The sequence below is a fragment of the Actinomadura sp. 9N407 genome (assembly GCF_044326315.1).
Taxonomy (GTDB): Bacteria; Actinomycetota; Actinomycetes; order Streptosporangiales; family Streptosporangiaceae; genus Spirillospora.
Window position 1 is genome coordinate 105,401 of the sequence record NZ_JBIRAW010000026.1, and the last position, 22,371, is coordinate 127,771.

A 22,371-nucleotide genomic window follows, 5' to 3' on the forward strand; every position below is an offset into this window, starting at 1 on the left:
GAGGCCATTAGGAATACCTCGTTCCTAATGAGCGGCCACAATCGGAGAATGTTGGAAACTTCGGCACGCCTCCTGCGCCTGCTGTCCCTGCTCCAGACCCCGCGCGAGTGGCCCGGTACGGAACTGGCCGCCCGCCTGGAGGTCAGCACCCGGACCGTACGCAACGACGTCGAACGGCTCCGCGCCCTGGGCTACCCCGTACACGCGAACCGCGGCTCGACCGGCGGCTACCGCCTAGGCGCAGGCACCCGGCTCCCACCCCTTCTCCTGGACGACGAGGAAGCCGTAGCCGTCGCCATCGGCCTGCGCACCGCCGCCAACGGGACGATCGCCGGGGTAGAGGAGACCTCCGTACGGGCCCTGGCGAAGCTGGAACAGGTCCTACCGGACCGCCTGCGCCGCCGCGTCAACGCCTTGCAGAGCTACACGGTGCCCGTACCGCCGGACCGTCCCGGCCCCCAGGTCACGGCCGAGACCCTGACCGTCATCACCGCCGCCTGCCGCGACCACGAACGCCTGCGCTTCGACTACCAAGGCCACAACGGCAGCGAGAGCATCCGTACCGTCGAACCCCACCGCCTGGTGTCCTGGGGTCGCCGCTGGTACCTGGTGGCGTGGGACGTCGACCGTTCCGGCTGGCGAACGTTCCGCGTCGACCGCCTCACCCCGCGCGTCCCCACCGGCCCCCGCTTCACCCCACGCGAACCGCCCGAGGACGTCGTCACGCGCGTCATGCGAGGCGTCTCCGCCGCCGCCTGGCGGCACCGTGCCACAGTCACCGTCCACGCACCCGCCGCCAGGGTCACGGCCCACATCAACCCGGCCGTCGGAACGGTCGAAGCCCTGGACGAGGAAACCTGCATCCTCCACACCGGAGCCGACACCCTCGAAGCCCTCGCCGTACACCTGGGCCTCCTCAACGAGGACTTCACCGTCACCGACCCACCCGAACTGGTCGCCCTCCTCCAGACCCTCTCCACCCGCTACGCCCACGCCACCAGCGAAGCCACTTGACCCCATACTTCAAACCCGGCGGGCGATCTTGTGTTGACCGTGCACCATGGCGTCGCCCGGCGTGAAGACCCGTTCCGCCGCCCTCCGCGCGGCCATACGGATGGCCGTTCCCGGGGGGCGGAAGACGGTCTCCGCGGCGTACCCGCAACGCTGCGTCCCTGGGGTTACGGCTCGCCGAGGGTAACGGCCGTGCCGAACAGCACGTGGCGCGCACGAGGGATGTAGTCCTGCACATTCCCGCCGCTGAGCCAGTAGGTGGTGATCTTCAATGCCACGATGGCATGCGCGTTCCGTTGCCGTGCGAGGTGCGCCAGCTGGTCAAGACCAGGACCGATCGAGTCGGAGTCGATCCAGACCGGCCAGGCCTCTTCGATCGGGCCCGAGTTCGCGAGCGGAACGCCATCGGTGGTGTAGATCGGGATCACTGGCTCATCCTCGATGTCCGAGCAGGTCGAAGCAACCTGGCATGGAACGAGCAAGGGCGGACGTTGGACCGGCGAGGACGACCATCGCCTTCAGCAGGAGGCGGCCTGGGTGTCCGGCGGGGTGGGAGTCGGCGGGGTGTTACTCAGGGAGCCATCTGATGGCCGTTCCGTACGCGAAGAGCCGGTACCTGGACTGCCCGTGCGGTACGCCGTTCAGCACGACCGGCTGTCCTACCCGGAACTCGGCCGAGCCGAATCCGACACCGAGCACCGCGTCGCACCCGGCCGTCCGCGCGGCCAGCTTCAGACTGACCATCGCCGCGCCCGCGTCGTCGCAGGGTTCGCCGTAGATGACGTCGTGCTGCTCGTACGGCCTGGACGCGGTGGACAGGGTCGACACCGTGATCGGAGCGAGCTCCTCCGCGAGACGCTCCTGCTCCCGCCTGGCCGCCTCCGCCACCTCCGCCGGAGTCGGCGGCCGTTCCCGCATCCGACGGCTCCACCGATCCTCAAGTCGTCCCATGGCCGTAGCCTGCCACCGATGGCGGGCCGAGTTGAGCGTCGGCGGCCGGCTTTCTCAGGTGATGCGCCGCCATAGGGGCGGTAGGGCGCCGGGACGGAGACGTGGCCGCCATTTTCGACGCCGCCCTCCTGCCACCCGGGCTGTGAGGTGACCGCAGCACCCTCAGAACCGGCCTTTGCACGGGCCCGCCGCAGTCCCGGTCACGAAGGGGGCGAGTGCGTGTAGCGCGGGCCTTCCGGCAGCAGGTGCGTATGGACGAGTTTGTGCCAGCGGCGCTGGCGGTGACGGTAGAACCAAGTGGCGAAGGCGGCGGTCATCGCGTCGAAGCGTCCGGCGTCGAACTCGACCGTGTCGCTGTAGCGGCACTGCCGTTCGCTCAGTGGTTCCACGTGGAGGGTGTGGTTCCAGGTCTTGAGTACGCCGCCGTGCTCCTGGGAGTGCAGCGAACGGTCGCCGGCATCGACGTCGATCCGCATGCTGTGCCGCCACAGCGGGATCAGGTGGAACAGGCGCAGCCGGCCGATGCCCGTCTCGCCGTCGCGGACCGGCTCGGTGCGGCCGGCCAGGGGCGGGAAGGCGAAGAGCCCGCGGACGACGTAGGTGAACGAGGCGGGATGCTGCATCGCCCGCCAGACCCTCTCGGCGTCGGTGGGCAGCGTGGTCTCGATGCGGATCGTTCTCATGGCCTAAATTGTGAGTAATTGCTCAGCTTTTGACTACTCGCTTTCGCCCAGATCGGCAGGGAGGTCGCAGGGGTGGCGTCGCAACGGCTCCGGCCCAGGAAGAGCCCCACGCAGCAGCGCGCCGTCAAGACGCGGGAGCGGATCCTGGACGCCGCTGCTCGCGTTTTCGCCGAGCACGGCTACGCGGCCGGGACGACGAACCGCATCGCCGAGGCCGCCGGGCACTCCATCGGCTCGCTCTACCAGTACTTCCCCAACAAGGACGCCATCCTGGCCGAGCTGGTGACCGCGCACGCCCGGGACGGCATCGCCTCGATCGTCCGGCAGCTGCGGGACGGCCTGCCGGACGGGCTGGAGGAGCGGCTGCGGTTGTTCGTCCGTGCCGCGATCGACAACCATCGCGACGACCCCGCGCTGCATCGGGTGCTCTTCGAGGAGGCGCCGCGGCCGCCCGAACTCCTCGACATGCTGCGCAGGGCCGAGGAGCAGGCCATCGACACGGTCGCCGGGATGCTGTCCGCCGACCCGGCCGTACGGGTGGCCGACACCGCGATGGCGGCGCGGCTCGTGGTCAACGCCATCGAGTCGCTCGTTCACCGGTTCTTCGCGCACGGAGCCGCCGACGACATCGACCGCTTCGAGAACGAGGTGGTGGCCATGCTGACGGGCTACCTCACCTGCGCTGGGACGGGAGACGCCGGAACAGCGTCCTGAGAGCAGCGGGCACCGTCCACGCGTCGTACGAACGAGGCCGCCGACGCCGCTGAACATCCACTACGCTGCCCCAGATGTCGGAATCACTCACCTTGGCGAACGTCCTCGACGATGCGGCGTTCCTTTCGTTCGAGCACCAGCTGCACCTCGAAGAGGTTCTCGGCGACCACAGCTGGAACGTCGACCTGCAGCAGCAGCGCTTCGACTTCACCGGTAGCCGTCCCCTCACCTGCACCCGCTTCCACCTGCTCGGCAGCGCGGCCCCCGGTCCGCGATCGTGGCTGTGGGCCTGGGCCAACCCGTCCGGATATCCGGAGCCGGTGACCGCGCTGTCGGCGACGGTGCGTGATTTCGGGCAGCGGTATGGCATCACCGAACTCGCCTCCGCGGAGGTTCCGTTCGACGCGCTGCCCGGCGCACCCACCGAGGCGGCCATGGCCACCGCGTTCCTCACCGATGCCGCCAAGGTCATATCGGGCGGCTGGACCTCCTACAACGGCGAGGTCGGCGGCGGCACCCGCGCCGCGTTCCTCATCGAACACCCGGACTTCCAGCTGCCCCCGCCCGAACCGGCACGCGTCATGCGCGTCATCCAGCAGGGGCTCGCCGGCCTCCGGCTGTCCGATCATCGGCGCGCGGTGCACAGCTACGCCCAGCGCCGGGGACTCGGCTCGCAGTTCAACCCCGACTACACGCAGCTCATCCTCACCGGGCCCGGCTTCAAGGCCACCATCGACTTCGACCAGTACGCCCGGATCACCGGCATCAACGCCACGCTGTCCGCGCCGAACGGCACCTGATCACCCGACCGGACTGCGCATCGGCCGTCGCCGGCGATCCGGCGACGGCCCGTCCCCTTGGCCGCAACTCGGACTAACCCAACTCGGCTAACGCAACTCGGGCTAAATTGTGGATCGATGTCCATCGCGATCCAAGGGGCTTCCGTGACCGATGACGTTCCCGCTCCCGGTGTCGACTCGACGGTCCCGCAGTCCGCCCGGGTGTGGAACTACTGGCTCGGCGGCAAGGACAACTACGCGATCGACCGTGCGGTCGGCGACCAGATCGCCGCGCTGAACCCCCATATCGTGGAGATCGCCCGGGCAGCCCGCGCCTTCCTCGTCCGCGCGGTGACTCACGTGGCGGGCGAGGCCGGGGTCCGCCAGTTCCTGGACGTCGGCACCGGCCTGCCGACGGCCGGCAACACCCACGAGATCGCCCAGGCGGTGGCCCCGGACTCCCGGATCGTCTACGTCGACCACGACCCCCTCGTTCTGGCACACGCCCGCGCCCTGCTCACCAGCACCCCCGCCGGCGCCACCGACTACATCGACGCCGACCTGCGCGACCCCGCGAAGATCCTCGCGGAGGCCGCACGGACGCTGGACTTCACCAAGCCCGTCGCCCTCATGCTGATGGGGGTCCTCGGCCACATCACCGATGACGACGAGGCGTATGGCATCGTCCGCCAACTGCTCGACGCGTGCCCCTCAGGCAGCTATCTCATCCTCTACGACGACACCAATGTCATCCATCCAGAGGCCATGAACGAGATGGTGCGGCAGTGGAACGAGACCGGTGAGAACCCGCGCGTCAACCGCACACCGGAACGGCTCGAAGGCTTCTTCAGGGGCATGGAACTACTGGAACCCGGCGTCGTGTCGGTGAGCACCTGGCGTCCTGACCCGACAGAGGTCGGCGGCCCCACGGAAGTCGACGACTTCGGCGGAGTAGCCCGCAAACCCTGACCGCGTGCGCACCATCAGGCATCCAGGTTCTCGGCCGCCTGCGGTGTGCTGTGCGTCATCGAAGGCCACGACGTCGGGGGTGGGCCGAATGCGCGACGACCGGCCCTCACGGTCAGGGAAGCGACGGCGGCGTTGGCGCCGCCACCGATCACGGCACCGATACCGAACGGTGCCACACGGCCGAGAACGATGATCCCCTGCTTGGTCCCGTACTTCGTGATGAAGTTCCTCCCCAAGACCTTGTTGATCTGACGCAACGTCTGGATGGGCACCTTGGCGACCACCTGGCGTCCCCAGTGTTGCCCCGTACGCCCGGCGGCGTTGGTGATGGTGGCGGAGCCGCTCCCGCCGAGCATGATTCCCATCACGATCGTTCGGCGGCGCTCGATCTCGTCGATGGGGACTCCGTGGACTTCGGCGATCGAGAGCGCGAAGAGGGCGCTCAGCTCAAGAGATGAGAAGGCCTCGCCCGCCGACAGTGCCAGTGCGACTCCCGTGCCGACGCCGGGCGCGGCCGCGGTTCCTCCAACTGCGGCACCCGTCCCGGCCAAGGCGCTGACGTACATCCGCTCCAAGTTGCGGATGACCTGTGCGGGTGTCGCGTCCGGGTTCCGCTGGCGGGCCCGGGTGATGTTCTTGCGCACCAGCGGGGTCTGGATGTCGATCGCCTTGTCCAGGAGGTCGAGGACGCGCTGCCCACCCCCGCCTGCTGCCGGAACCGATCCATCGACGGCATCTGTCGCCATGCCTTGAACTCCTGAGGTTCGTGTCACGTCCCGACTGAAGGCTCCTACTAGACCAGCCGAGCGGACCTTGCGCTAGATGGATCAGGCCGTCAACCGTGAAAAACCCGGAAGCAACAACCGTCCATCTAGCAGGCGCGCAGCTGCCTTCACAAGGAGCGGAACGCCGTCGAGCGACTGATCGGCAAGCCGAATGTGCGGCGAGACGCGGCCGATGGTGGCCGCCGCTGATTTCCCGTTGGGGTTCACGCGGGCTCCCCGTACGCGCGATGCTGAGGACTCTTCATCGCGCGAGAACACCATAGCACTGGTTGATCTAATCAACACGCAGCCTTAGAAAGCGGTGGATGGGGATTGCGTCTCGGAGTTCAGTCCGCCTCCGGGCCATGGGCCCCGGCACGATCGAGTCACCGTGGGACGCGATGGCCCGGAGGGCTGGGTTTGTCTGTCCTGGTGCTCGGCCTCACGGACTGAGGACGGCGAAGAGCACCTTGCCGGCCGCGTTGGCCAGGGGTCGGACGCCCCAGTAGCGGGTGAGTTGCTCGACCACGAACAGGCCACGGCCGGACTCGCTGCTCAGGGCCGCATCCACGATGCGCGGCATCTCGGTGGTGGCGTCCTGTACCTCTATCCAGAGCGCTCCATCATCGAGACGTCCGAGCCGTACGGTCACGTCGTCGTCGGCGGTGCACGCGTGCCGAATCGCGTTGCTGACCAGCTCGCTTGCCACCAGGCAGGGCGTGTAGTCGTCCACTCCCCAGTCGCCGAGCGTGAGCCGGATGAACTTGCGTACCTCGGCCACGGCCTCCAGTTGCCGCTTGATCACGATCTCCCCATGTGCTGCAACATCCACGGGAGTGTCTCCTCTCACGTTCTGTTGTCTACAGCACACATTGAGCTACATTCCGGCCTAGGATTTGCTTGCTGCCGCAGGGTGGCTCGGAGTGGCAAGGCAGGTGCTGAGGCAGCAAGTTGCCGAGAGGAGAAAGTGATCATGGCCGCACGTCGTCAACGCCCCCGCGAGTCCCCCGCGCTCGTAGCGTTCGGTCGGCAGATGCGCCGCATGAGGGAGGCCAAGGGGGTCAAGCAGGAGACGATCGCGCATCTGACGAAGGTCAGCCCTGCGCAGGCGAGCCGGATCGAGGCCGGGAAGAAGCGCGCCACGCGCACGTACGTGGAGATCACCGATGACTACCTGGAGGCAGGCGGCTCGCTCATCAGCCTGTGGGAGGACCTGAATAAGGACGGCCACCCGGTGCCGATCTGGTTCGACTGGCCACAGATCGAAGCAGAGGCAGTAGAGCTGACCTCCTGGGAGCACACGATCGTTCCCGGCCTGCTCCAGAACGAGGCTTACGCGCGCGCGTTCCTGGGCGCTGACGATGCCGTGGAGGCACGCATGGCTCGTCAGAGCATCCTTACCAGGGACAGCCCGCCCCCAACGGAACTGGTCGCGCTGTTGAGCGAGGCGGTTCTCAACTACAAGGTGGGTTCGCCCGAGGTGATGAGAGAGCAGTTGAAGCACCTGCTGGCTCTCAGTGAACTTCCTAACGTCACGATCCAGATCGTTCGTATTACTGGACGTCCTGCTGGCACTGGCGGAGCATTTGTGGTGGCTACCATGGAGGACCGGAGCGAGGTGTCGTATCTCGAGACGACCATACGCGGCATCACGACGGATGACCCATCCGACCTCGCCAGGCTTTCCGCCGTACTGAGGGAGCTACGGGCGAGGGCCCTCCCCGAGGACATGTCACAGGACATGATGAGAAAGGCGCTAGAGAAATGGACCTGAGTGACGCCACCTGGCGTAAGGCGAGCCGGAGCGGCGAGAATGGCGGTAACTGTGTCGAGTTGGCCGGTGCTCCCGGTGTAGTGGCCGTACGCGACAGCAAAGACCCGGACGGCCCCGTACTGCTGCTGACCCCAGCGGCGTTGCGTGCGGCCGTACAGGCGGCGCTCCCGACCGCCTGACCTGTACCGATCTTCACAGGACCTAAGAGGGGTGCTGGAGATATGGAGCCGACAGGCGCCGACTGGCGTAAGAGCAGCTACAGCTCGTCCAATGGCAACTGCATCGAACTCGCCGACGTCTCCGGCCTGCTGGTCGTACGCGACGGCAACACCACCTGGCGCAAGGCGAGCCGGAGCGCGTCCAACGGCGGCAACTGCGTCGAGCTGGCCGGTTCTCCCGGTGTGGTGGCCGTACGTGACAGCAAAGACCCTGACGGCCCCCTACTACTCCTGCCCTCCGCCACCCTCCGCGCAGCCGTACTGGCAATCTCCGAGACCACCTGAGCCCAGTCCGCCCCCTCGTTGACTCGTGGCGTGTTCGCCTTTCCACGGTTGCGGACAGGCGAACACGCCACGAGTCAACGGGTGGCCGTACCCCGGCACCGGTTCATTCCCGACACGGTGTGGATACAAGAGGGTGACCGGCTGGTCCCCCGTCCACCGCGCCGACGACGAGGGCGCCTGCTGGACCTCTGCTACGCCGGTGAGTTCGTGATCACGCAGGTGGACGACGGGAATCCGGCCGGGCCTGGGCTGCTGGGGGAGGAGATCAGCAGTTCGGCCAGTCGGCCTGACGTGGTGGCGCTGATGCTGGCCGCGCTGGAAACGGAGCCGGGCATGTCCGTCCTGGAGATCGGCACCGGCACCGGATGGAACGCGGCGCTGCTGGCCGAGAGGGTCGGCGCCGCCAACGTCACCACCGTCGAGGTGGACCCGCAGGTCGCGGACCGTGCGAGGGAAGTCCTGCGGCACGACGGATACGGCGTCACGGTGATCACGGGTGATGGAGCGCTCGGTCATCCGCCCGGCGCTCCGTACGACCGAGTGGTGGCCACCGTCGCGGCCGAGCGGGTGCCTTGCGCGTGGGCGGTGCAGACCCGCCCCGGCGGCCGGGTGCTGGTCCCGTGGGCTACCGACTTCCACAACGGCGCTCTGGTGTCGTTCGTGGTGTCAGGGGACGGCGCCATGCGGGGCCGGATCGTGGGAAACGTGGCGTTCATGCTGCTGCGGGTCCGGCGCGGCGAACGGGCCTCGACGGCCCGCCACGTCCGGAATCCTGAAGAATCTGGAAGAGCATGTCTCTCAAGACATCCCAGACGAAGGGGTGTGTCGATGTGGGCACCTTTGGCGGAAACGGGCGCAGCCCGCTGTTCGTGACGGGTGGGGCGGTGGCGGTCCGATGGCGTTGAGCGAGGACCGCTCCGCCGCCCCCACGGGGCCTCGCTTCATGCTGGCCCACGATCAGTTCGGTTCGAGCGGACTCGATGGCGGCAGGCTCGTGGTGATGGAGGTCGCCACCGGGCAGGTCACTCAGGAGGTGACCCGCCCGCCCGGCGTCCTCATGTTCGAGGGCCTGACGTCGGCGGCCGACAACCGCACCTTCTACTTCGACGGCACGACCGAGGCGGGGGGCGCAGGCCGCCTCTTCCGCGTGCGCATCGACGACCAGGGCCGTGTCGCGGCGATGGCGCCCGTCCCGGGCATCACGCCGTACGGAGGGGATCTTGCTCTTTCGCCCGACGGCACGCGTCTGGCGTACGCCGACCCCAGGCTGGGACAGATCGTCGTCACCGACCTGACCAATGGCCGCCACCAGGGCTGGCTGCGGATGGATTTCGCGGCGGCGGACGGGATGTCCTGGTCGGCCGACGGGCGGAAGCTGGCCTTCACCTGGGAGACGGGCGACGACAGTAGCCCGGACGACGGTGTCCGCGTTCTCGACACCGCCCACACGGGTGACCCGCTAGCGCTCAGCCGACTGGTCATCCCGGCCGAGCCCTACGACCCCGGCCGCAGCCTCGTCCACGCGGTGATCAGTGCGGACGGCACCGCTGTCCAGGCCGTCATGACGACCGGCGAGGAAACCCGCGTCAGCGAGTTCTCCGTCGCGACGGGCAGCCATGTCCGCGACCTTCATCGCGCAACGGGGCGTCCCATGACCGTCTGCCGTACTCCCGCCGGCCGCCACCTGCTGATCGTCGGCAAGAGGACGGTCACCGTGCTCGACACGCTCACGGGCGGCACCGTCGAGCACCGCTACTTAATCTCCGTCTCGCTGACCGAAGCGGCCTGCTGAACGATGGCCAGGCCGGGGCAAGCCCGCATCGACGCTGTGCTCGAAGCCCTGAATCAGGCCTTTGCCGCGGTTACGCTCGGACGGTGAGCGGCTTTCCAGGCACCGACCTTCAGCGATTGGTCGACGGCGCCGACCGCGATGGCATCACCAAGCTCGTGGTCGGTGCGGTCGTCCATATCGGCGGCGAGGTGCTCATCCTGCGCCGTTCCCAGCGGGACGAGTTCCTGCCCGGCATCGAGGAACTGCCGTCGGGCGGTGTGGAGCATGGGGAGAGCCTGCTGTCCGCGCTCGAACGCGAGCTGGCCGAAGAGATCGGCTGGACTGGCCCGCTCGTCCCCGACCCCGAGTTCGTCGTGGCTTTCGATTACGTGTCCGGGTCTGGTCGTAGGGCCAGGCAGTACACCTTCGGGCTTGCACACGACGGACGGCCGATCACGCTGAGCCCCGAGCACACCTCGTACCGCTGGCTCAGTCCAGCTGAAGTCACTGGCTCCGATGTCACCACGGAGACTGCCAGAACCATCCGTGACTGGGCCACGTGGTGATCCCGACCGCATTCGAAACTCCGGAACGACTCGTACCGGGCGGGTGAGTCATGATGTCCTCGGTCTCCTTGAGGCGCCGCTCCACGTGGGTATCCCCCGCGAGCCGTTCCGTCTCGACCAGGAGTTTCGCATTGTCGATGCCGTTCGCACGTCCCCTAGGCGGCCGGTAGGGGTCACGGGCGCAGTAGCGCTTCGCGTGGGCCCATGATGATCCGGTCGCCTGGACGCAGCGTCCGCATGACGGCCTCCAGTTCGGGACGGGCCAGGGAGACGCAGCCCGCCGTCGGGCGGCCGGTGCCGATGTGCATGAAGATCGCCGAGCCGTTCCCCTGGACGACCGGCGAGTCCGGCGGCCGGTTGTAGCCGATCACGACGGCCTGCCGGTACGGCCCCTCCAGCATGTACTGCGACAGGTTCTCGTCCGCAGGCAGGCAGGTGCCCCGGTAGTACCGGTTGTAGCGCGGGTCGCCGACGGTCGAGCCCCAGCAGTCGCCGCTCTTCCGCAGCGTCCGGTACGGGAGCCGGGTGCCGGGGTCCCCTTCGCCGAACGCCTCGGTCATGCTGTACGAGCCGGTGGGGGACTTGCCGTCGCCCTCCCGCTTGGTGCCCGGTTCGGCGAACCCGTTGCGTCCCACGTACCCGGGCGTGCTCAGGACCGTCCGCCAGAACGGGCCGGCCTTGGCGCACTCCGTGACGGTCACCAGGGGCGTTCCGTATCCGGCCGCGACGGCGAACACGATGTGCCTGGCCTTGCCCGGCTCGTAGCGCGACTTCCCGAGGGAGAGCGCCAGGCACGGATCCGCCTCGCTGGCCGACGCCCGGGGCGCGTGAACGAGCGTCGCCGCCAATGCGGCCGTGACGCCCGCGACCAGGAGCGCGCCGCCTCGCTGCGCGTGAACTCGAACGGCCATCCCCGAACCCCCGGCCTTTGTAGGGCCCGTACGGGCCTGGTGGCTGAAGCACCGGGCGACCGGGCCGGCAGACGGCCGGGACCACCCGTGCGATGGCTTCCGTACCCGGCCGGGGGCATCTCACCCGAGCAGCCTCTTCGGGAAAGCGCACATGTTCGTACGAACACGTGCGAGGCCGTGCCGAAACACATAGGTTTGTGGCCGGTAGGCATGGCCGACCGAAAGCGCCAATGTTTCGTCGCTGACGACACGTAAGCGCTGTTGTCAAATGCCCAGGCGGCGCGGTCGAAAGGCGCCACGAGCGAGAGAATGGGAGTGCCATGTTCTCATCGTGGTCGCGATCCCGGACACTGATCGCGATGACGGCCGGGGTGCTGGTATCGGCCGGGTGCGGGTCGAGCGATGACGCCTCATCGGACGTATCGCCGCCCCCCACGTCGGCCAAGGCCTCAGCATCACCACCGGCGCCGTCGGTGTCGCCTTCGGACGGCACCAAGCTCGCCGCGTGCGCTGACGGGAAGTGTGAAGTACGCGTCGGACCGGGCGCGCGCATCCCGGTGCCACGCCGGATGAAGGTCCACTCGGTGCGCGTGCAGTCGGTGAGCGCCGCCGACGTGACCATCGTCGGGCGCTACACCGGTGACTCCGTCAGCAACATGGGCTCGGGCAATTACAGCTTCGAGACCGACAAGGGCAAATTCAAGCTCACTATGGGCCTCAATAGCTGGGCCGCTCAGAATGACTTCGCCGTCGCTGTCGTGGCCATTCACGGCGGATTCGCCGTGCTCCGCATGCCGCCCGCCTGATCGGACCGCCGCAGCGGCTTGCCCGTGGGGCGTTCCTGGGATTCGTGTTCGCGTTGGGCCGACGCCGACCCGTGCGGCAGTCGGCAGTGCCCTGCTATTTGGTGGCGCTGAATACCGGGCGGAGTTTTTCGCCGAGAGTGCGGCCGTCCAGAGGCTTCAGGATGATGGTGTCGCCGGTGTCCATGACGAAACTGGGACAGCCGCCGTTGTCGCCGGTCGTGCCCGGCACACTGAGCGTGGTCACCCTCTTGCCGGTACGGGCCTCCCGCACGATCACCTCGTAACGGGATTCGTGGAGCGGGTACTTCTTGGACGTCTTCAGGTTGTCGAAATAGCAGCTCACCGTGCCGGACCGCCGTGTGGGCCGACCGTCGTACACGCAGGCGATGAGCTGCCACCCATCCGGGATTCGCGCACCGGGTATCTGCATGTCGTCGGGGATCGTGGACAGGTCCTTACTGTCCATCGCGTCCTCCGGCTCACCGGGGTCCAGTTGGACCTCGATCGGGTGGACGTAGTGCGGACCAGGTCCGGTGTACGGGGCGCTTGACGGACGCCACGGCTCTGGATCCTTCTTCCGGCAGGCGGCTTCGTCAATGTCGGCGCTGGGAGTCCACGTCCGCTGCGGGGACCGAGACGGCGGTCCCGGCTGCGGCGGAGGGGAAGCGGCCCGGGTCGGTCGTGTGTCCGCTGCTTCGCCAGAGCAGGCCGCCGACGCGCACAACATCGCCAATAGGGCTGTCACCAGGCCGGTCTTCCGGCAACGACCGGTGGACGGCTGAGAGGTCATCTTCGTCCTGAGGGGAGGCCGTTACCTGCCCGCCGAACTGTATCGACACCGCCACGGTGCGTTCCAGTCTCGAACGGCGATCGGGGCAGCGGGCTCGGGAAGCAGGCTCAGCCGCGTTCCGTCGACCGGCGCTTTCTCAGCTCGGCGAGCCAGGCGGCTATCTGCTCATCGCTGTGCAGGTAGCCGTCGCCCTTGTCGGTGGGAAGGTCGATTCCGTGGAGGAGGTTCAGCGCCCACCAAGAGAGGTCGTCCCAGCCGAGCCTGTCGTCGGCCACCAGCGGCGCGGCCCAGCGGTCGGCCTCGTCACGGGTCACCCGGCCCTCGACCAGGGCGACGAAGCGCGCTTCGATCTCGTCAAGAGTCGGTTGGTGGCCAGCGTGCATGTCCTGACCGTACAGGCGGAGCGAACGTCGCCTGGGCGGAGGACCGATCCGCGGGTTACCAGGGGCCGTGGTCGGCCAGGCCCAGAGCCAGGGCGGCCGCCGCGATGGCGAGGAGTACGGTCCCGGCGATGATGGCGCGGGAACCCACCCGCAGGTGGGCGATGATCGCGCCGATGAAGTAGAGCACGAGGCCAGAGGCGGCGAGGGTTCCCAGGAGCGGTACGGCGAACCCGGCCAGCAGCCCGAGGGAACCCGCTGCCAGCAGCGTCCCCAGCACCGGTACCCACTTGCGGGGAACGCCCTTCATGTCCGCCTGGGTCTTGGGATATTCGTGGCCGCTCAGGTAGAAGACGGCGGTGACGCCGTTCAGGACCACGCCGAGGATGGTGACGGTGACATAGGCGGCGAACAAGGTTTCTCGATTCTGTGGTTGCCGGGCACTCCGTTGCGGGATGCCGTGCCCCTGGACGACGAGTGGGCGGCTCGTTTTGTGACATCGGCCGGAAACCGGGCTTGCCGGTGGTCTCGAACGCCTCGGCCTAGCTCGCGCGGCCGAGGCGTTCGGCGAGGACGCGGATGTGGTCGGCGAGTTCGGGCGGGTCGAGGACATCGAAGTCGAAGCCCATGAGGGCGACGTAGACGGCGATCTCGTCGAGGGAGTTGGATCCGGTGTGCAGCAGGCAGGTCGCGTCGTCGAGAGCCTCCAGACGCCCGACCGTCGGCGAGACCCGGGCCGCCGCCTCGGGCTCTGCGGCATGCAGCCGGATGCGGGCCTGGTAGCGGTACGGGGACGACGAGATCGCCTGGGAGACGTAGGCCGCGAGATCCTCGGCCGGTGGGGGACGCGGGGCGAATCGCCGGCCTGGAGACGGCCGGTCCTGGATGCGGTCGATGCGGAACGTCCGCCAGTCCTCGCGGCCGGTGTCCCACGCGACGAGGTACCAGCGGTGAGGCGTGTGTACGAGGCGATGCGGCTCGACGACACGGAGATCGGGCGAGCCGCGATAAGTGAAACGCAGCTGTTCATGGTCGCGGCAGGCGGCGGCGATGGCGGTCAGCGTCTCCGGGTCGACCGTCGGCCCCGCGCCGGCCATGGAGACCGTGGTGGAGTGCAGCGTGTTGACGCGCCGCCGCAGCCTGGACGGCAGCACCTGCTCGAGCTTGAGCAGCGCACTCAGTGACGTCTCCCCGAGGCCGGAGACCGTACCGACAGCGGCACCGCGGAGCCCGACGGCGACCGCCACCGCTTCCTCGTCATCGAGCAGCAAGGGGGGAAGCGAAGCGCCGGGACCGAGGCGGTAGCCGCCCGCCGTCCCCGACGTGGAGTCGACCGGATACCCGAGGCTGCGCAGCTTGTCGATGTCGCGGCGGACGGTGCGCACGTCGATGTCGAGGCGCGAGGCGAGTTCGGAGCCGAACCACTCCCGCCGGGTCTGGAGCAGGGAGAGGAGGCGGAGCAGGCGGGCCGAAGTTTCCAACATGGTGCCAGTCTGGCAATCCTTCAGGACGATAGTTGTCCGCAAGGCTTTCTAGAGTCCTCGTTATGAGCACTTCTGAGATCCGGCCCTTCCGTGTCGACGTCCCGCAGGCCGACCTCGACGACCTGCACGACCGCCTGGCGCGTACCCGCTGGGCCGACGAGCTGCCCGGTGTCGGCTGGTCGTACGGTGCCCCCGCGAGCTACGTGAAGGGGCTCGCCGAGTACTGGCGGACGACCTACGACTGGCGCGCGTGGGAGGCGAAGCTCAACGAGTTCCCGCAGTTCACGACCGAGATCGACGGGCAGAACATCCACTTCCTGCACGTCCGTTCCGCCGAGCCCGGCGCGATGCCGCTGCTGCTGACGCACGGGTGGCCGGGCTCGATCGTCGAGTTCATGAACATCATCGGCCCGCTCACCGATCCCGCCGCTCACGGCGGCGACCCGGCCGACGCGTTCCACGTCGTCGCACCGTCCATCCCGGGGTTCGGCTTCTCCGGTCCGACCACGGAGGCCGGCTGGAACATCCCGCGGGTCGCCCGGGCGTGGAAGACGCTGATGAGCCGGCTCGGCTACACCCGCTACGGCACGCAGGGCGGCGACACCGGCTCCGTCATCTCGCCCGAGGTCGGCCGCATCGACTCGTCCCATGTGATCGGCGTGCACGTCAACGGCGGTCTCGGGTTCCCGTCCGGCGATCCCGAGGAGTTCGCGGGGCTGAGCGCCGCCGAGCAGGAACGGCTCGGCCGCATGCAGGAGCAGATGCAGGACGGCGCCGGCTACGCGATCATCCAGTCGACCCGGCCGCAGACCCTCGGCGTCGGCCTCGCCGACTCCCCGGCGGGGCAGCTCGCGTGGATCGTCGAGAAGTTCCAGGAATGGACCGACCCGGCTCACGACCTCCCCGAGGACGCGGTCTCGCTGGACCAGTTGCTGACCAACGTCAGCGTGTACTGGTTCACCGGTACGGCCACCTCGTCGGCGCGCCTCTACAAGGAAGAGGCCGCGAACTGGGGCAAGAAGACCGAGCGTTCCGAGGTGCCGTCCGGTGCGGCGGTGTTCCCCAACGACTTCGGGATCCGCTCCATCGGCGAACGCGACCACAACGTCGTCCACTGGTCCGAGTTCGACCGCGGCGGCCACTTCGCGGCCATGGAGGCCCCCGACCTGCTCGTGGGCGACGTCCGCACGTTCTTCCGCGACCTGCGCTGACCCGAGCCCGACCGGCGCGCCGTCCAACTCGAGTTGGACGGCGCGCTCGGCTGGACCAGGTTCTGGACCTCTGTGACCGTGACTCGCCGTCCGGCTCGGCGCTGCTAGGTGACCTGCCCGGGACGTTCGAGGTCCGTGGGGCGCTGCCACCAGTCGTCGAGGGGAGTGACCGGAACGGTCCGTTTGTGCCGGGTCGCGAGGTAGAAGGACTCCAGTTTCGCCGCCAGGTCCGGTGTGCGGTCGAGGCCTTCCAGATAGTCGTCGATCTGGGTGTACGTCAGGCCGAGTGCCACTTCGTCGGGGAGGGCGGGCCGGTCGTCCTCGAGGTCGGCGGTCGGTACCTTCTCCCAGACGCGCGGTGGCGCGCCCAGTTCCTGCAGCAGCGCGGCGCCTTGGCGCTTGGTGAGCCCGGTGAGCGGGGTGATGTCGACACCGCCGTCGCCGTACTTGGTGAAGAAGCCGGTCACCGCCTCGGCCGCGTGGTCGGTGCCCACGACGAGCAGGCCCAGCTGCCCGGCGATCGCGTACTGGATCACCATGCGTTCGCGGGCCTTGACGTTGCCGCGCACGAAGTCCCGCAGGCCGGTCTCATCGCCAAGCAGTTCCCGCGACCCCAGCGCCACCTCGGCCGCGACCGCGTCCGCGCCCGGTTTGACGTTCACCGTGATCGACCGGTCGGGCCGGATGAACTCCAGCGCGATCTGCGCGTCGTGCTCGTCGGCCTGCACGCCGTACGGCAGCCGTACCGCGACGAAGGTGGCCTCATGCCCCTCCGCGCGCAGTTCCTCGGCGGCGAGCTGGCACAGCCTGCCGGTCAGCGTGCTGTCCTGACCGCCGCTGATGCCCAGCACGTACCCCTTGGCCGGGGTCGACCGCAGGTAGTCCTTGAGGAAGTCGATCCGCTGCCGGATCTCGACTTTGGGGACGATGATCGACTTGACGCCGAGTTCGGCGAGGATCTGCTCCCGTAGGTTCGCCATGCTCGTACCGTACTGGCCGGAATCGGACCAGCCGGTCGCCGCCCTGCGAAGCCTCGAATAGCGGCCATGTTCTGACCGCTTCTCCTGCGATCGTGGGCGTATGCCGGACAACGTCGCCGCCCTCGGCGGGCAGGCGTCCGACCTTCCGGCCCGTACAGGATCGAAGGGGAACGATGACCGTTCTGGACACCCGGGCGCTCAACCGTGCGGCGCTCGCCCGGCAGTTGCTGCTCGATCCCGCCGACATGCCGGCCCTCGACGCCGTCACGCACCTGTGCGGCCTGCAGGCGCAGGAACCGCAGGAACCGTTCATCGGGCTCTGGTCGCGGTTGCGCGACTTCGACCCGGCGGCGCTCTCGGACCTGCTGACCGGGCGGAGCGTGGTGCGGACCCACATGATGCGCTGCACCATTCACCTCGTCACCGCGGACGACGCCCTGGCCTGGCGGGCTCGGCACGCCGCCATGCTGCGCCAGCGCATACTCGGCGTCTACCGCCGTGAGTTCGACGGGGTGGATCTCGATGAGCTCGCGGCGGCAGGACGGGCGGTGCTGGCCGATGGCGTACCGCGCTCGATGACAGAGATCGCGCGGGCGCTCGCCGAGCGCTGGCCGGAGCCGGGTCCGCGGGTGCTGGGGCAGATGTTGATCGTTCTCGTCCCGGTGGCGCAGCTTCCGCCGCGCGGGCTCTGGCGGACGAAGGCGGGGGTGCGGAACCTGCCGTACACCTCATGGCTCGGTCGCGACATCGACCCGCTGGACCCGGACGGCTCGGATCCGGTGGGCCAGGCGCTGGTACGGCGCTACCTGGCCGCGTTCGGCCCCGCGGCCTCGGCCGATCTGCGCGCCTGGTGCGGGCTCGCCGGGTTGCCCGCAGCGGTGGCCGCGATACGCGATGAGCTGGTCACCTTTCGGGACGAGCGTGGCCGCGAGCTGCTGGACCTTCCCGATGCTCCGCGCCCGGACCCCGACACGCCCGCTCCGGTGCGGTTCCTGCCGGCGTTCGACAACGCGATCCTCGGCTACCACGACCGCAGCCGGATCATCGACGACGCCCACCGCGGCCTGTCGGTCGCGGGCGAGCGTGCCGTACTGGTGGACGGCCGGGTCGCCGCGACCTGGAAGGACGAGGAAGGCACCGTGATCGTCTCCCCGCTGCGCAGCCTCTCCCCGGCTGAGCGTACGGCCGTCGCCGAACAGGGCGAGGAGATGGCGTCGTTCCTGTCCGACCACGAAAGCCGCCGCGTCCAGGTGGCCGCGTCTCCTCATTGAGTGAGCGCGGCATCACGTTCGACTTCTACGGGCAGAAGCGGCGGGACTAGGCGCACGCCATCACGTCACGCCTCTATCGGCAGAAGACGGCGGCGGGGTCGCCGGTGTACCAGGCGGTCTCGATGCGGATGTGCCGCATCACCCAGCCCTCCCCGTCCCGTACGAGCGCGGCGGTGAAGCGGCTGGTGAGCAGGACGTGCTCGCCCGGGACGGCCTTGAGCAGGTACCGGGCCTGCACGATCGCGGTGAGCCCGGCGGTGTCGCCGTCCACATCGACGCGGGGGTTGGTGACCGCATGGGTGGTGTCGGCGAAGCCGAGGAACAGGCCCAGGAGCAGGTTCACGATCGTGTCGCGGCCGACCATCAGCGGGCCGTACGCCCCCCATCGGGCCGCCGCCGGGCGGGGATCCAGTTCGGCGTCGGCCGCGAGTGCCGAGACCAGCAGCGCCCTGTCCCGCAGGTCCAGCCCGAGGCCGAACCGGTACAGCGCGTCGATCACCTCGTGCCGGTCCAGCAGCCCGCCGACGACCGCTTCGGCGTCATGAGCGGGCAGCGCCCGGTCGCCGCTCGGATCCATCGTCCTCCAGGAGTCGCTTTCGGGCCGCCGCACCGTCGACCGGGACGAGCGCGGCACGGCGCATGCCGACGACGACCAGGGTCTCCAAGCGACACCAGCCGCAACAAGAGCACATAATGGAACCGGCATTTAGCGACATTCAACGATCGGGGCCCGGGTGCTCGAACGGTACGAGCTTGAGGCGTTCCTGACGCTGGCCGAGGAGCTGCACTTCGGGCGCACCGCCGAGCGGCTGCGCGTGAGCACCGGCAGGATCAGCCAGACGATCAAGAAGATGGAACGCCGGGTCGGGGCACCGCTGTTCGAACGGACCAGCCGCAAGGTGGTCCTCACCGCGATCGGGGAGCGGCTCCACGAGGACCTGCGGCAGGCCAACCGCCTGATGGAGGCCGGGCTGGCCCGGGCCGTCAACACCGCCGCCGGCATCCACGGCACGCTCCGCGTCGGCTACTCCGCCCCGTGGAACGGCAACCTGATGATCAAGGCGGCGGACGCCTTCCACTCCCGCCACCCCGGCTGCGACGTCCACATCCAGGAAGTGCAGCTGCACGACCCCCTCGGCCCCCTGCGCGCCGGTGACCTCGATGTCCAGCTCACCGAGTTCACCTTCGACGAGCCCGACATCACCACCGGCCCCGTCATCGCGCACGAACCCCGCGCCCTCATGGTCCCCGCCGACCATCCCCTCGCCGGGCGCGAGGCGGTCTCCCTCGAAGACCTCGCCGACTTCCCGCTGGTGACCATCGCCGGGGCGATCCCGCAGTACTGGCTGGACCAGCACTACCCGAGCCGGACGCCCGCGGGACGCCCCGTACCGCACGGCCCGGCCGCGACCTACTGGCAGGAAGTGCTCTCCCTGGTCGCCACGGGCAAGGGCATCTCGCCCACGTGCGTCCGCGCCGCCGCCTACTACAGCCGCCCGGACCTCGCCTTCATCCCGTTCAGCGACGCCCCGCCCGTCGTGTACGGGCTGCTCTGGCCGACCGACAGGGTCACCGCACGCGTCCGCGCGTTCGTCCAGACCCTCAGCGAGATCACCAGCGCGGCACTGTCCGACGCCTAGACCTGGACCGTTCCGCCAGGCACCCCGGCCCCCGCCAGCGTCCGGGTGAAGTGCGCGGCCGCGGCCTCGGCGGCCACCGTCACGTTGGGCTCCTGGTCGTAGAAGTCGAACTGGCTCCCGGTCGTCCAGACGAACTCCTTCGGCCCGGCGAGCCCGTCGTGGAAGCGGCGGGCCCCGTCCGGGATGGCCGCGTCCTCGCTGTGGACCAGCAGGACCGGCTGCGTGAGGCGGGGGGCGAGCGAGATCGAGTCGAAGGTCAGCCAGCCCGGCCAGGCCATCACGGCGAACCGGTTGGGCCACTGCGGGATGCCGCCGCGATCGGCGTCGAGATAGAAGTCGATCTCCATTGGCATGGCCGCGCGGGGATCGGTGCCGCTGACCACGGGCACGTACTCGACGTCGCCGCTCGCCTCGTACTTCGCCCGGGCCTCCCCGGCCGCCTCGATGCGTTCGGCGACACCTTCCGCGCCGCCGTAGGCACCCCGGCAGATCTCGGGGTCGTGCAGCCACGGCGCGATCAGCGACAGCGACCTGACGCGCGGGTCGTCAACGGCGTTCGCGCTCATGTACATCGCCGCCGCGCACACCCCGAGGGCGCCGATCCGGCCCGAGTCGACCGCCTCATGCGCCGCCAGGAACGTCACGGCGTCGTGGATGTCGCGGACCTTCCGCTCCGGCGACTCGAAGTCGCGCGGCTCCCCCTCGGACTCGCCGTAGCCGGTGAAGTCGAACGACAGCGCCGCGAAACCAAGGCCGGCCAGCCGCTCGGCGTACCGATCGGCCATCAGCTCCTTCACGCTCGTCCAGGTCCCCGCGACCACGATCCCGGGCGCGGGCCCGGCACCGTCCGGGAGGAAGAGGTTGCCGGTCAGCGTGACCTCGCCGGCGGCGAAGGTCACCTTCTGCTTCGACGTCATGATTCTCCTCAGTGATCGTTCAGTCGGCGTACGTGAGGTCGGCCCTGGCGATGGCCGAGCCGGAGACGGTGAAGGCGTAGTAGGCCGCGAATCCGCCCGTACCGCCAGGGGCGAAGCGCACCAGGAGACGCTGGTGGCCGGGCCGGTTCTCGGCGACCTCGGTGACCGTCAGGGTTCCGCCGATGACCTCGGCCTGGGCCCAGGCACGGATGGCGGCACGGCCGTCGAAGCGGCGGCCGACGTCGGTGAGCTGGGCGTTCTCGGCGAATGCCCCGGCCAGCGCGTCGAGATCCTTGTTCTTGACGGCGCTGACATAGGCGGCCACCGGCGGCAGGAGTGGCGCGGCCGCCGGGGCCGACGCGGACGGCTTGCCTGTGTTGGACGTCTTGTGCGTGTTGGGCGTACTGCCGGCGTCCGTTCCGCAGCCCGCCGCCACCGCGAACGCGCATGCGGCGGCGGAGGCCGCGGCGAGAAGTCGCCGCGATCTCTGATTCATGAGGGCCTTACTCGGAGTCGGGGGTCACCGGAAGTCGTCGGCGTGCGCGCCGGCCCACTCCGCGAAGGTGCGGGGTTTCCGGCCGGTGACCTCGAGAACGGTCGGGCGGACGATGGACTCGTCGAGCGTCCCCTTCACGTAGAACGAGAAGAACGCGTCCAGGTACTCGACCGGCATGGCGGCGGTCATCTCGGTGCGGGCCTGCTCGTTCGTCAGCTCGACGGCGCGCAGCTCCCGTCCGATCGCCCGGGCCAGCACGGCGACCTGCTCGGCGGGCAGCAGCGCTTCGGGTCCGGTCGGCTGGAGGATCTCGCCCTCGTGGTCATCGCCGATCAGTGCGCGGGCCGCGACGGCACCGAGGTCGAACGGGTCGAGGCTCGCGGTACGGACCGTCGGGAACGGGACCCGTACCTCGTCGCCCGCCTGGATCTGCGGCAGCCAGCGCAGCGCGTTCGACATGAACGCGCTCGGCCGCAGGAACGTCCAAGCCAGGCCGGATTCCCGTACCGCCGCCTCCGAGGCGGCCATATAGCGGGTCACCGCGTTGTCCAGGTCACTACTCCCGGCCGACGCGCCGGACAGCAGAACGACTTTCTTCACTCCGGCCGAACGAATCTCGTCCAGCAACCCCGGCATGTCCTTGTAGCCGGGCAGCAGGAACACGGCGCGCACGCCGGTCAGCGCGTCCTTGAGGCTTTGCGGCCGGTCGAGATCACCGCCGACCGCCTCGACACCCTCGGGCAGCGTGACGGCGTCAGGCCTGCGAACGAGCGCCCGAACGCCCTCTCCCGCCGAAGCCAGAGCCTTGACCACTTCAGATCCGACATTGCCGGTCGCACCGGTTACCAAATGCATCGTTGAGCACCCCTTCTCACGACCGCCATCATCCGAGCGCCGTGCGCGGCACGTCCAATACACGCTGTGATAGCCATCGGCTATGCACGCCATCTGTGCCTGTCGGCGCGACGATCAGCGCAGCGTGGCCCGACTCAAGCCCCGC

The 22,371-nt window shown here is 69.0% G+C and carries 30 protein-coding genes; 14 read left to right on the top strand and 16 right to left on the bottom strand.

Going from position 1 to position 22,371, the window contains the following annotated elements; genetic code table 11:
• Positions 1-48 precede the first annotated feature (48 nt).
• Positions 49-1,014, top strand: a complete 966-nt coding sequence (locus ACH34Q_RS32915) for a helix-turn-helix transcriptional regulator (protein WP_395987021.1) — start codon at positions 49-51, stop codon at positions 1,012-1,014.
• 164 nt (positions 1,015-1,178) lie between these two features.
• Here the strand turns inward: ACH34Q_RS32915 and ACH34Q_RS32920 are convergent, their stop codons facing one another.
• The 3 genes from ACH34Q_RS32920 to ACH34Q_RS32930 all read right to left on the bottom strand — a co-directional run bounded on the left by ACH34Q_RS32920 (position 1,179) and on the right by ACH34Q_RS32930 (position 2,645).
• Positions 1,179-1,439: a hypothetical protein gene (locus ACH34Q_RS32920; RefSeq protein WP_395987022.1), complete on the bottom strand. Its 261-nt coding sequence runs from the start codon at positions 1,437-1,439 to the stop codon at positions 1,179-1,181.
• 139 nt (positions 1,440-1,578) lie between these two features.
• On the bottom strand, positions 1,579-1,929 hold the full coding sequence (locus tag ACH34Q_RS32925; RefSeq protein WP_395987023.1) for a hypothetical protein: 351 nt from the start codon (positions 1,927-1,929) through the stop codon (positions 1,579-1,581).
• 233 nt (positions 1,930-2,162) lie between these two features.
• Entirely contained in the window at positions 2,163-2,645 is a 483-nt protein-coding gene (locus tag ACH34Q_RS32930) for a hypothetical protein (protein WP_395987024.1), read from the bottom strand.
• Positions 2,646-2,717: 72 nt separating this feature from the next.
• On the opposite strand from ACH34Q_RS32930, the gene ACH34Q_RS32935 reads away from it, so the two are divergent.
• The 3 genes from ACH34Q_RS32935 (at position 2,718) to ACH34Q_RS32945 (ending at position 5,107) form a co-directional block, all read left to right on the top strand.
• Positions 2,718-3,359, top strand: coding sequence for a TetR/AcrR family transcriptional regulator (locus tag ACH34Q_RS32935; RefSeq protein ID WP_395987025.1), 642 nt, complete (start codon positions 2,718-2,720; stop codon positions 3,357-3,359).
• Between the two features lie 74 nt (positions 3,360-3,433).
• Complete coding sequence (locus tag ACH34Q_RS32940; protein WP_395987026.1) at positions 3,434-4,159, top strand: DUF6882 domain-containing protein; 726 nt, start codon at positions 3,434-3,436, stop codon at positions 4,157-4,159.
• A gap of 144 nt (positions 4,160-4,303) precedes the next feature.
• Positions 4,304-5,107 (top strand): SAM-dependent methyltransferase, encoded by an 804-nt coding sequence (locus ACH34Q_RS32945; protein ID WP_395987027.1) that lies wholly within the window; start codon positions 4,304-4,306, stop codon positions 5,105-5,107.
• Positions 5,108-5,121: 14 nt separating this feature from the next.
• On the opposite strand, the gene ACH34Q_RS32950 is transcribed toward ACH34Q_RS32945, so the two are convergent.
• The 3 genes from ACH34Q_RS32950 to ACH34Q_RS32960 form a co-directional block, all read right to left on the bottom strand.
• Positions 5,122-5,751: a hypothetical protein gene (locus tag ACH34Q_RS32950; protein ID WP_395987028.1), complete on the bottom strand. Its 630-nt coding sequence runs from the start codon at positions 5,749-5,751 to the stop codon at positions 5,122-5,124.
• A 183-nt stretch (positions 5,752-5,934) separates the two neighbouring features.
• A complete protein-coding gene (locus tag ACH34Q_RS32955; protein ID WP_395987029.1) occupies positions 5,935-6,099 on the bottom strand; it encodes a hypothetical protein in 165 nt (54 codons plus the stop codon).
• A 214-nt stretch (positions 6,100-6,313) separates the two neighbouring features.
• The gene (locus ACH34Q_RS32960) at positions 6,314-6,703 is read right to left on the bottom strand and encodes an ATP-binding protein (protein ID WP_395987030.1); all 390 of its coding nucleotides are present in this window, start codon (positions 6,701-6,703) and stop codon (positions 6,314-6,316) included.
• Positions 6,704-6,844: 141 nt separating this feature from the next.
• On the opposite strand from ACH34Q_RS32960, the gene ACH34Q_RS32965 reads away from it, so the two are divergent.
• From ACH34Q_RS32965 to ACH34Q_RS32990, 6 genes are all read left to right on the top strand, one after another.
• On the top strand, positions 6,845-7,645 hold the full coding sequence (locus ACH34Q_RS32965; RefSeq protein WP_395987031.1) for a helix-turn-helix domain-containing protein: 801 nt from the start codon (positions 6,845-6,847) through the stop codon (positions 7,643-7,645).
• Positions 7,636-7,824, top strand: a complete 189-nt coding sequence (locus ACH34Q_RS32970) for a DUF397 domain-containing protein (protein ID WP_395987032.1) — start codon at positions 7,636-7,638, stop codon at positions 7,822-7,824. Before ACH34Q_RS32965 ends, ACH34Q_RS32970 begins: the two co-directional genes overlap by 10 nt.
• Before the next feature lie 42 nt (positions 7,825-7,866).
• Positions 7,867-8,148 (top strand): DUF397 domain-containing protein, encoded by a 282-nt coding sequence (locus ACH34Q_RS32975; RefSeq protein WP_395987033.1) that lies wholly within the window; start codon positions 7,867-7,869, stop codon positions 8,146-8,148.
• Positions 8,149-8,355: 207 nt separating this feature from the next.
• A complete protein-coding gene (locus tag ACH34Q_RS32980) occupies positions 8,356-9,021 on the top strand; it encodes a methyltransferase domain-containing protein (RefSeq protein WP_395987034.1) in 666 nt (221 codons plus the stop codon).
• Positions 9,022-9,043: 22 nt separating this feature from the next.
• Positions 9,044-9,940, top strand: coding sequence for a WD40 repeat domain-containing protein (locus tag ACH34Q_RS32985; protein ID WP_395987035.1), 897 nt, complete (start codon positions 9,044-9,046; stop codon positions 9,938-9,940).
• 83 nt (positions 9,941-10,023) lie between these two features.
• Positions 10,024-10,485: an NUDIX domain-containing protein gene (locus tag ACH34Q_RS32990; RefSeq protein WP_395987036.1), complete on the top strand. Its 462-nt coding sequence runs from the start codon at positions 10,024-10,026 to the stop codon at positions 10,483-10,485.
• Between the two features lie 173 nt (positions 10,486-10,658).
• Here the strand turns inward: ACH34Q_RS32990 and ACH34Q_RS32995 are convergent, their stop codons facing one another.
• Positions 10,659-11,396 (bottom strand): L,D-transpeptidase family protein, encoded by a 738-nt coding sequence (locus ACH34Q_RS32995; protein ID WP_395987037.1) that lies wholly within the window; start codon positions 11,394-11,396, stop codon positions 10,659-10,661.
• 359 nt (positions 11,397-11,755) lie between these two features.
• Between ACH34Q_RS32995 and ACH34Q_RS33000 the strand changes: the two genes are divergently transcribed.
• On the top strand, positions 11,756-12,202 hold the full coding sequence (locus ACH34Q_RS33000; protein ID WP_395987038.1) for a hypothetical protein: 447 nt from the start codon (positions 11,756-11,758) through the stop codon (positions 12,200-12,202).
• 94 nt (positions 12,203-12,296) lie between these two features.
• On the opposite strand, the gene ACH34Q_RS33005 is transcribed toward ACH34Q_RS33000, so the two are convergent.
• From ACH34Q_RS33005 to ACH34Q_RS33020, 4 genes are all read right to left on the bottom strand, one after another.
• Positions 12,297-12,668 (bottom strand): hypothetical protein, encoded by a 372-nt coding sequence (locus tag ACH34Q_RS33005; protein WP_395987039.1) that lies wholly within the window; start codon positions 12,666-12,668, stop codon positions 12,297-12,299.
• Positions 12,669-13,099: 431 nt separating this feature from the next.
• Positions 13,100-13,375: a hypothetical protein gene (locus ACH34Q_RS33010; RefSeq protein WP_395987040.1), complete on the bottom strand. Its 276-nt coding sequence runs from the start codon at positions 13,373-13,375 to the stop codon at positions 13,100-13,102.
• A gap of 55 nt (positions 13,376-13,430) precedes the next feature.
• Entirely contained in the window at positions 13,431-13,787 is a 357-nt protein-coding gene (locus ACH34Q_RS33015) for a DoxX family protein (protein ID WP_395987041.1), read from the bottom strand.
• A gap of 127 nt (positions 13,788-13,914) precedes the next feature.
• A complete protein-coding gene (locus tag ACH34Q_RS33020; RefSeq protein ID WP_395987042.1) occupies positions 13,915-14,856 on the bottom strand; it encodes a helix-turn-helix transcriptional regulator in 942 nt (313 codons plus the stop codon).
• 62 nt (positions 14,857-14,918) lie between these two features.
• Here ACH34Q_RS33020 and ACH34Q_RS33025 point away from each other — a divergent pair, with 62 nt between their 5' ends.
• The gene (locus ACH34Q_RS33025; protein WP_395987043.1) at positions 14,919-16,067 is read left to right on the top strand and encodes an epoxide hydrolase family protein; all 1,149 of its coding nucleotides are present in this window, start codon (positions 14,919-14,921) and stop codon (positions 16,065-16,067) included.
• A 104-nt stretch (positions 16,068-16,171) separates the two neighbouring features.
• Here ACH34Q_RS33025 and nadE read toward each other — a convergent pair whose 3' ends face one another.
• Positions 16,172-17,047: an ammonia-dependent NAD(+) synthetase gene (nadE, locus tag ACH34Q_RS33030; RefSeq protein WP_395987044.1), complete on the bottom strand. Its 876-nt coding sequence runs from the start codon at positions 17,045-17,047 to the stop codon at positions 16,172-16,174.
• A 173-nt stretch (positions 17,048-17,220) separates the two neighbouring features.
• Between nadE and ACH34Q_RS33035 the strand changes: the two genes are divergently transcribed.
• Positions 17,221-18,318, top strand: a complete 1,098-nt coding sequence (locus tag ACH34Q_RS33035; protein WP_395987045.1) for a winged helix DNA-binding domain-containing protein — start codon at positions 17,221-17,223, stop codon at positions 18,316-18,318.
• Between the two features lie 73 nt (positions 18,319-18,391).
• Here ACH34Q_RS33035 and ACH34Q_RS33040 read toward each other — a convergent pair whose 3' ends face one another.
• Positions 18,392-18,895, bottom strand: coding sequence for a nuclear transport factor 2 family protein (locus tag ACH34Q_RS33040; RefSeq protein WP_395987046.1), 504 nt, complete (start codon positions 18,893-18,895; stop codon positions 18,392-18,394).
• Between the two features lie 157 nt (positions 18,896-19,052).
• On the opposite strand from ACH34Q_RS33040, the gene ACH34Q_RS33045 reads away from it, so the two are divergent.
• A complete protein-coding gene (locus ACH34Q_RS33045; protein WP_395987047.1) occupies positions 19,053-19,958 on the top strand; it encodes a LysR family transcriptional regulator in 906 nt (301 codons plus the stop codon).
• On the opposite strand, the gene ACH34Q_RS33050 is transcribed toward ACH34Q_RS33045, so the two are convergent.
• Genes ACH34Q_RS33050 through ACH34Q_RS33060 form a run of 3 tightly spaced genes read right to left on the bottom strand, consistent with a single transcriptional unit; the run spans position 19,955 to position 22,319 of the window.
• The gene (locus tag ACH34Q_RS33050; RefSeq protein WP_395987048.1) at positions 19,955-20,875 is read right to left on the bottom strand and encodes an alpha/beta hydrolase; all 921 of its coding nucleotides are present in this window, start codon (positions 20,873-20,875) and stop codon (positions 19,955-19,957) included. The two genes, ACH34Q_RS33045 and ACH34Q_RS33050, sit on opposite strands and share 4 nt — an antisense overlap.
• 19 nt (positions 20,876-20,894) lie before the next feature.
• Positions 20,895-21,371, bottom strand: coding sequence for a nuclear transport factor 2 family protein (locus tag ACH34Q_RS33055; RefSeq protein ID WP_395987049.1), 477 nt, complete (start codon positions 21,369-21,371; stop codon positions 20,895-20,897).
• Between the two features lie 24 nt (positions 21,372-21,395).
• Complete coding sequence (locus ACH34Q_RS33060; protein ID WP_395987050.1) at positions 21,396-22,319, bottom strand: NAD(P)H-binding protein; 924 nt, start codon at positions 22,317-22,319, stop codon at positions 21,396-21,398.
• Between the last annotated feature and the right edge of the window lie 52 nt (positions 22,320-22,371).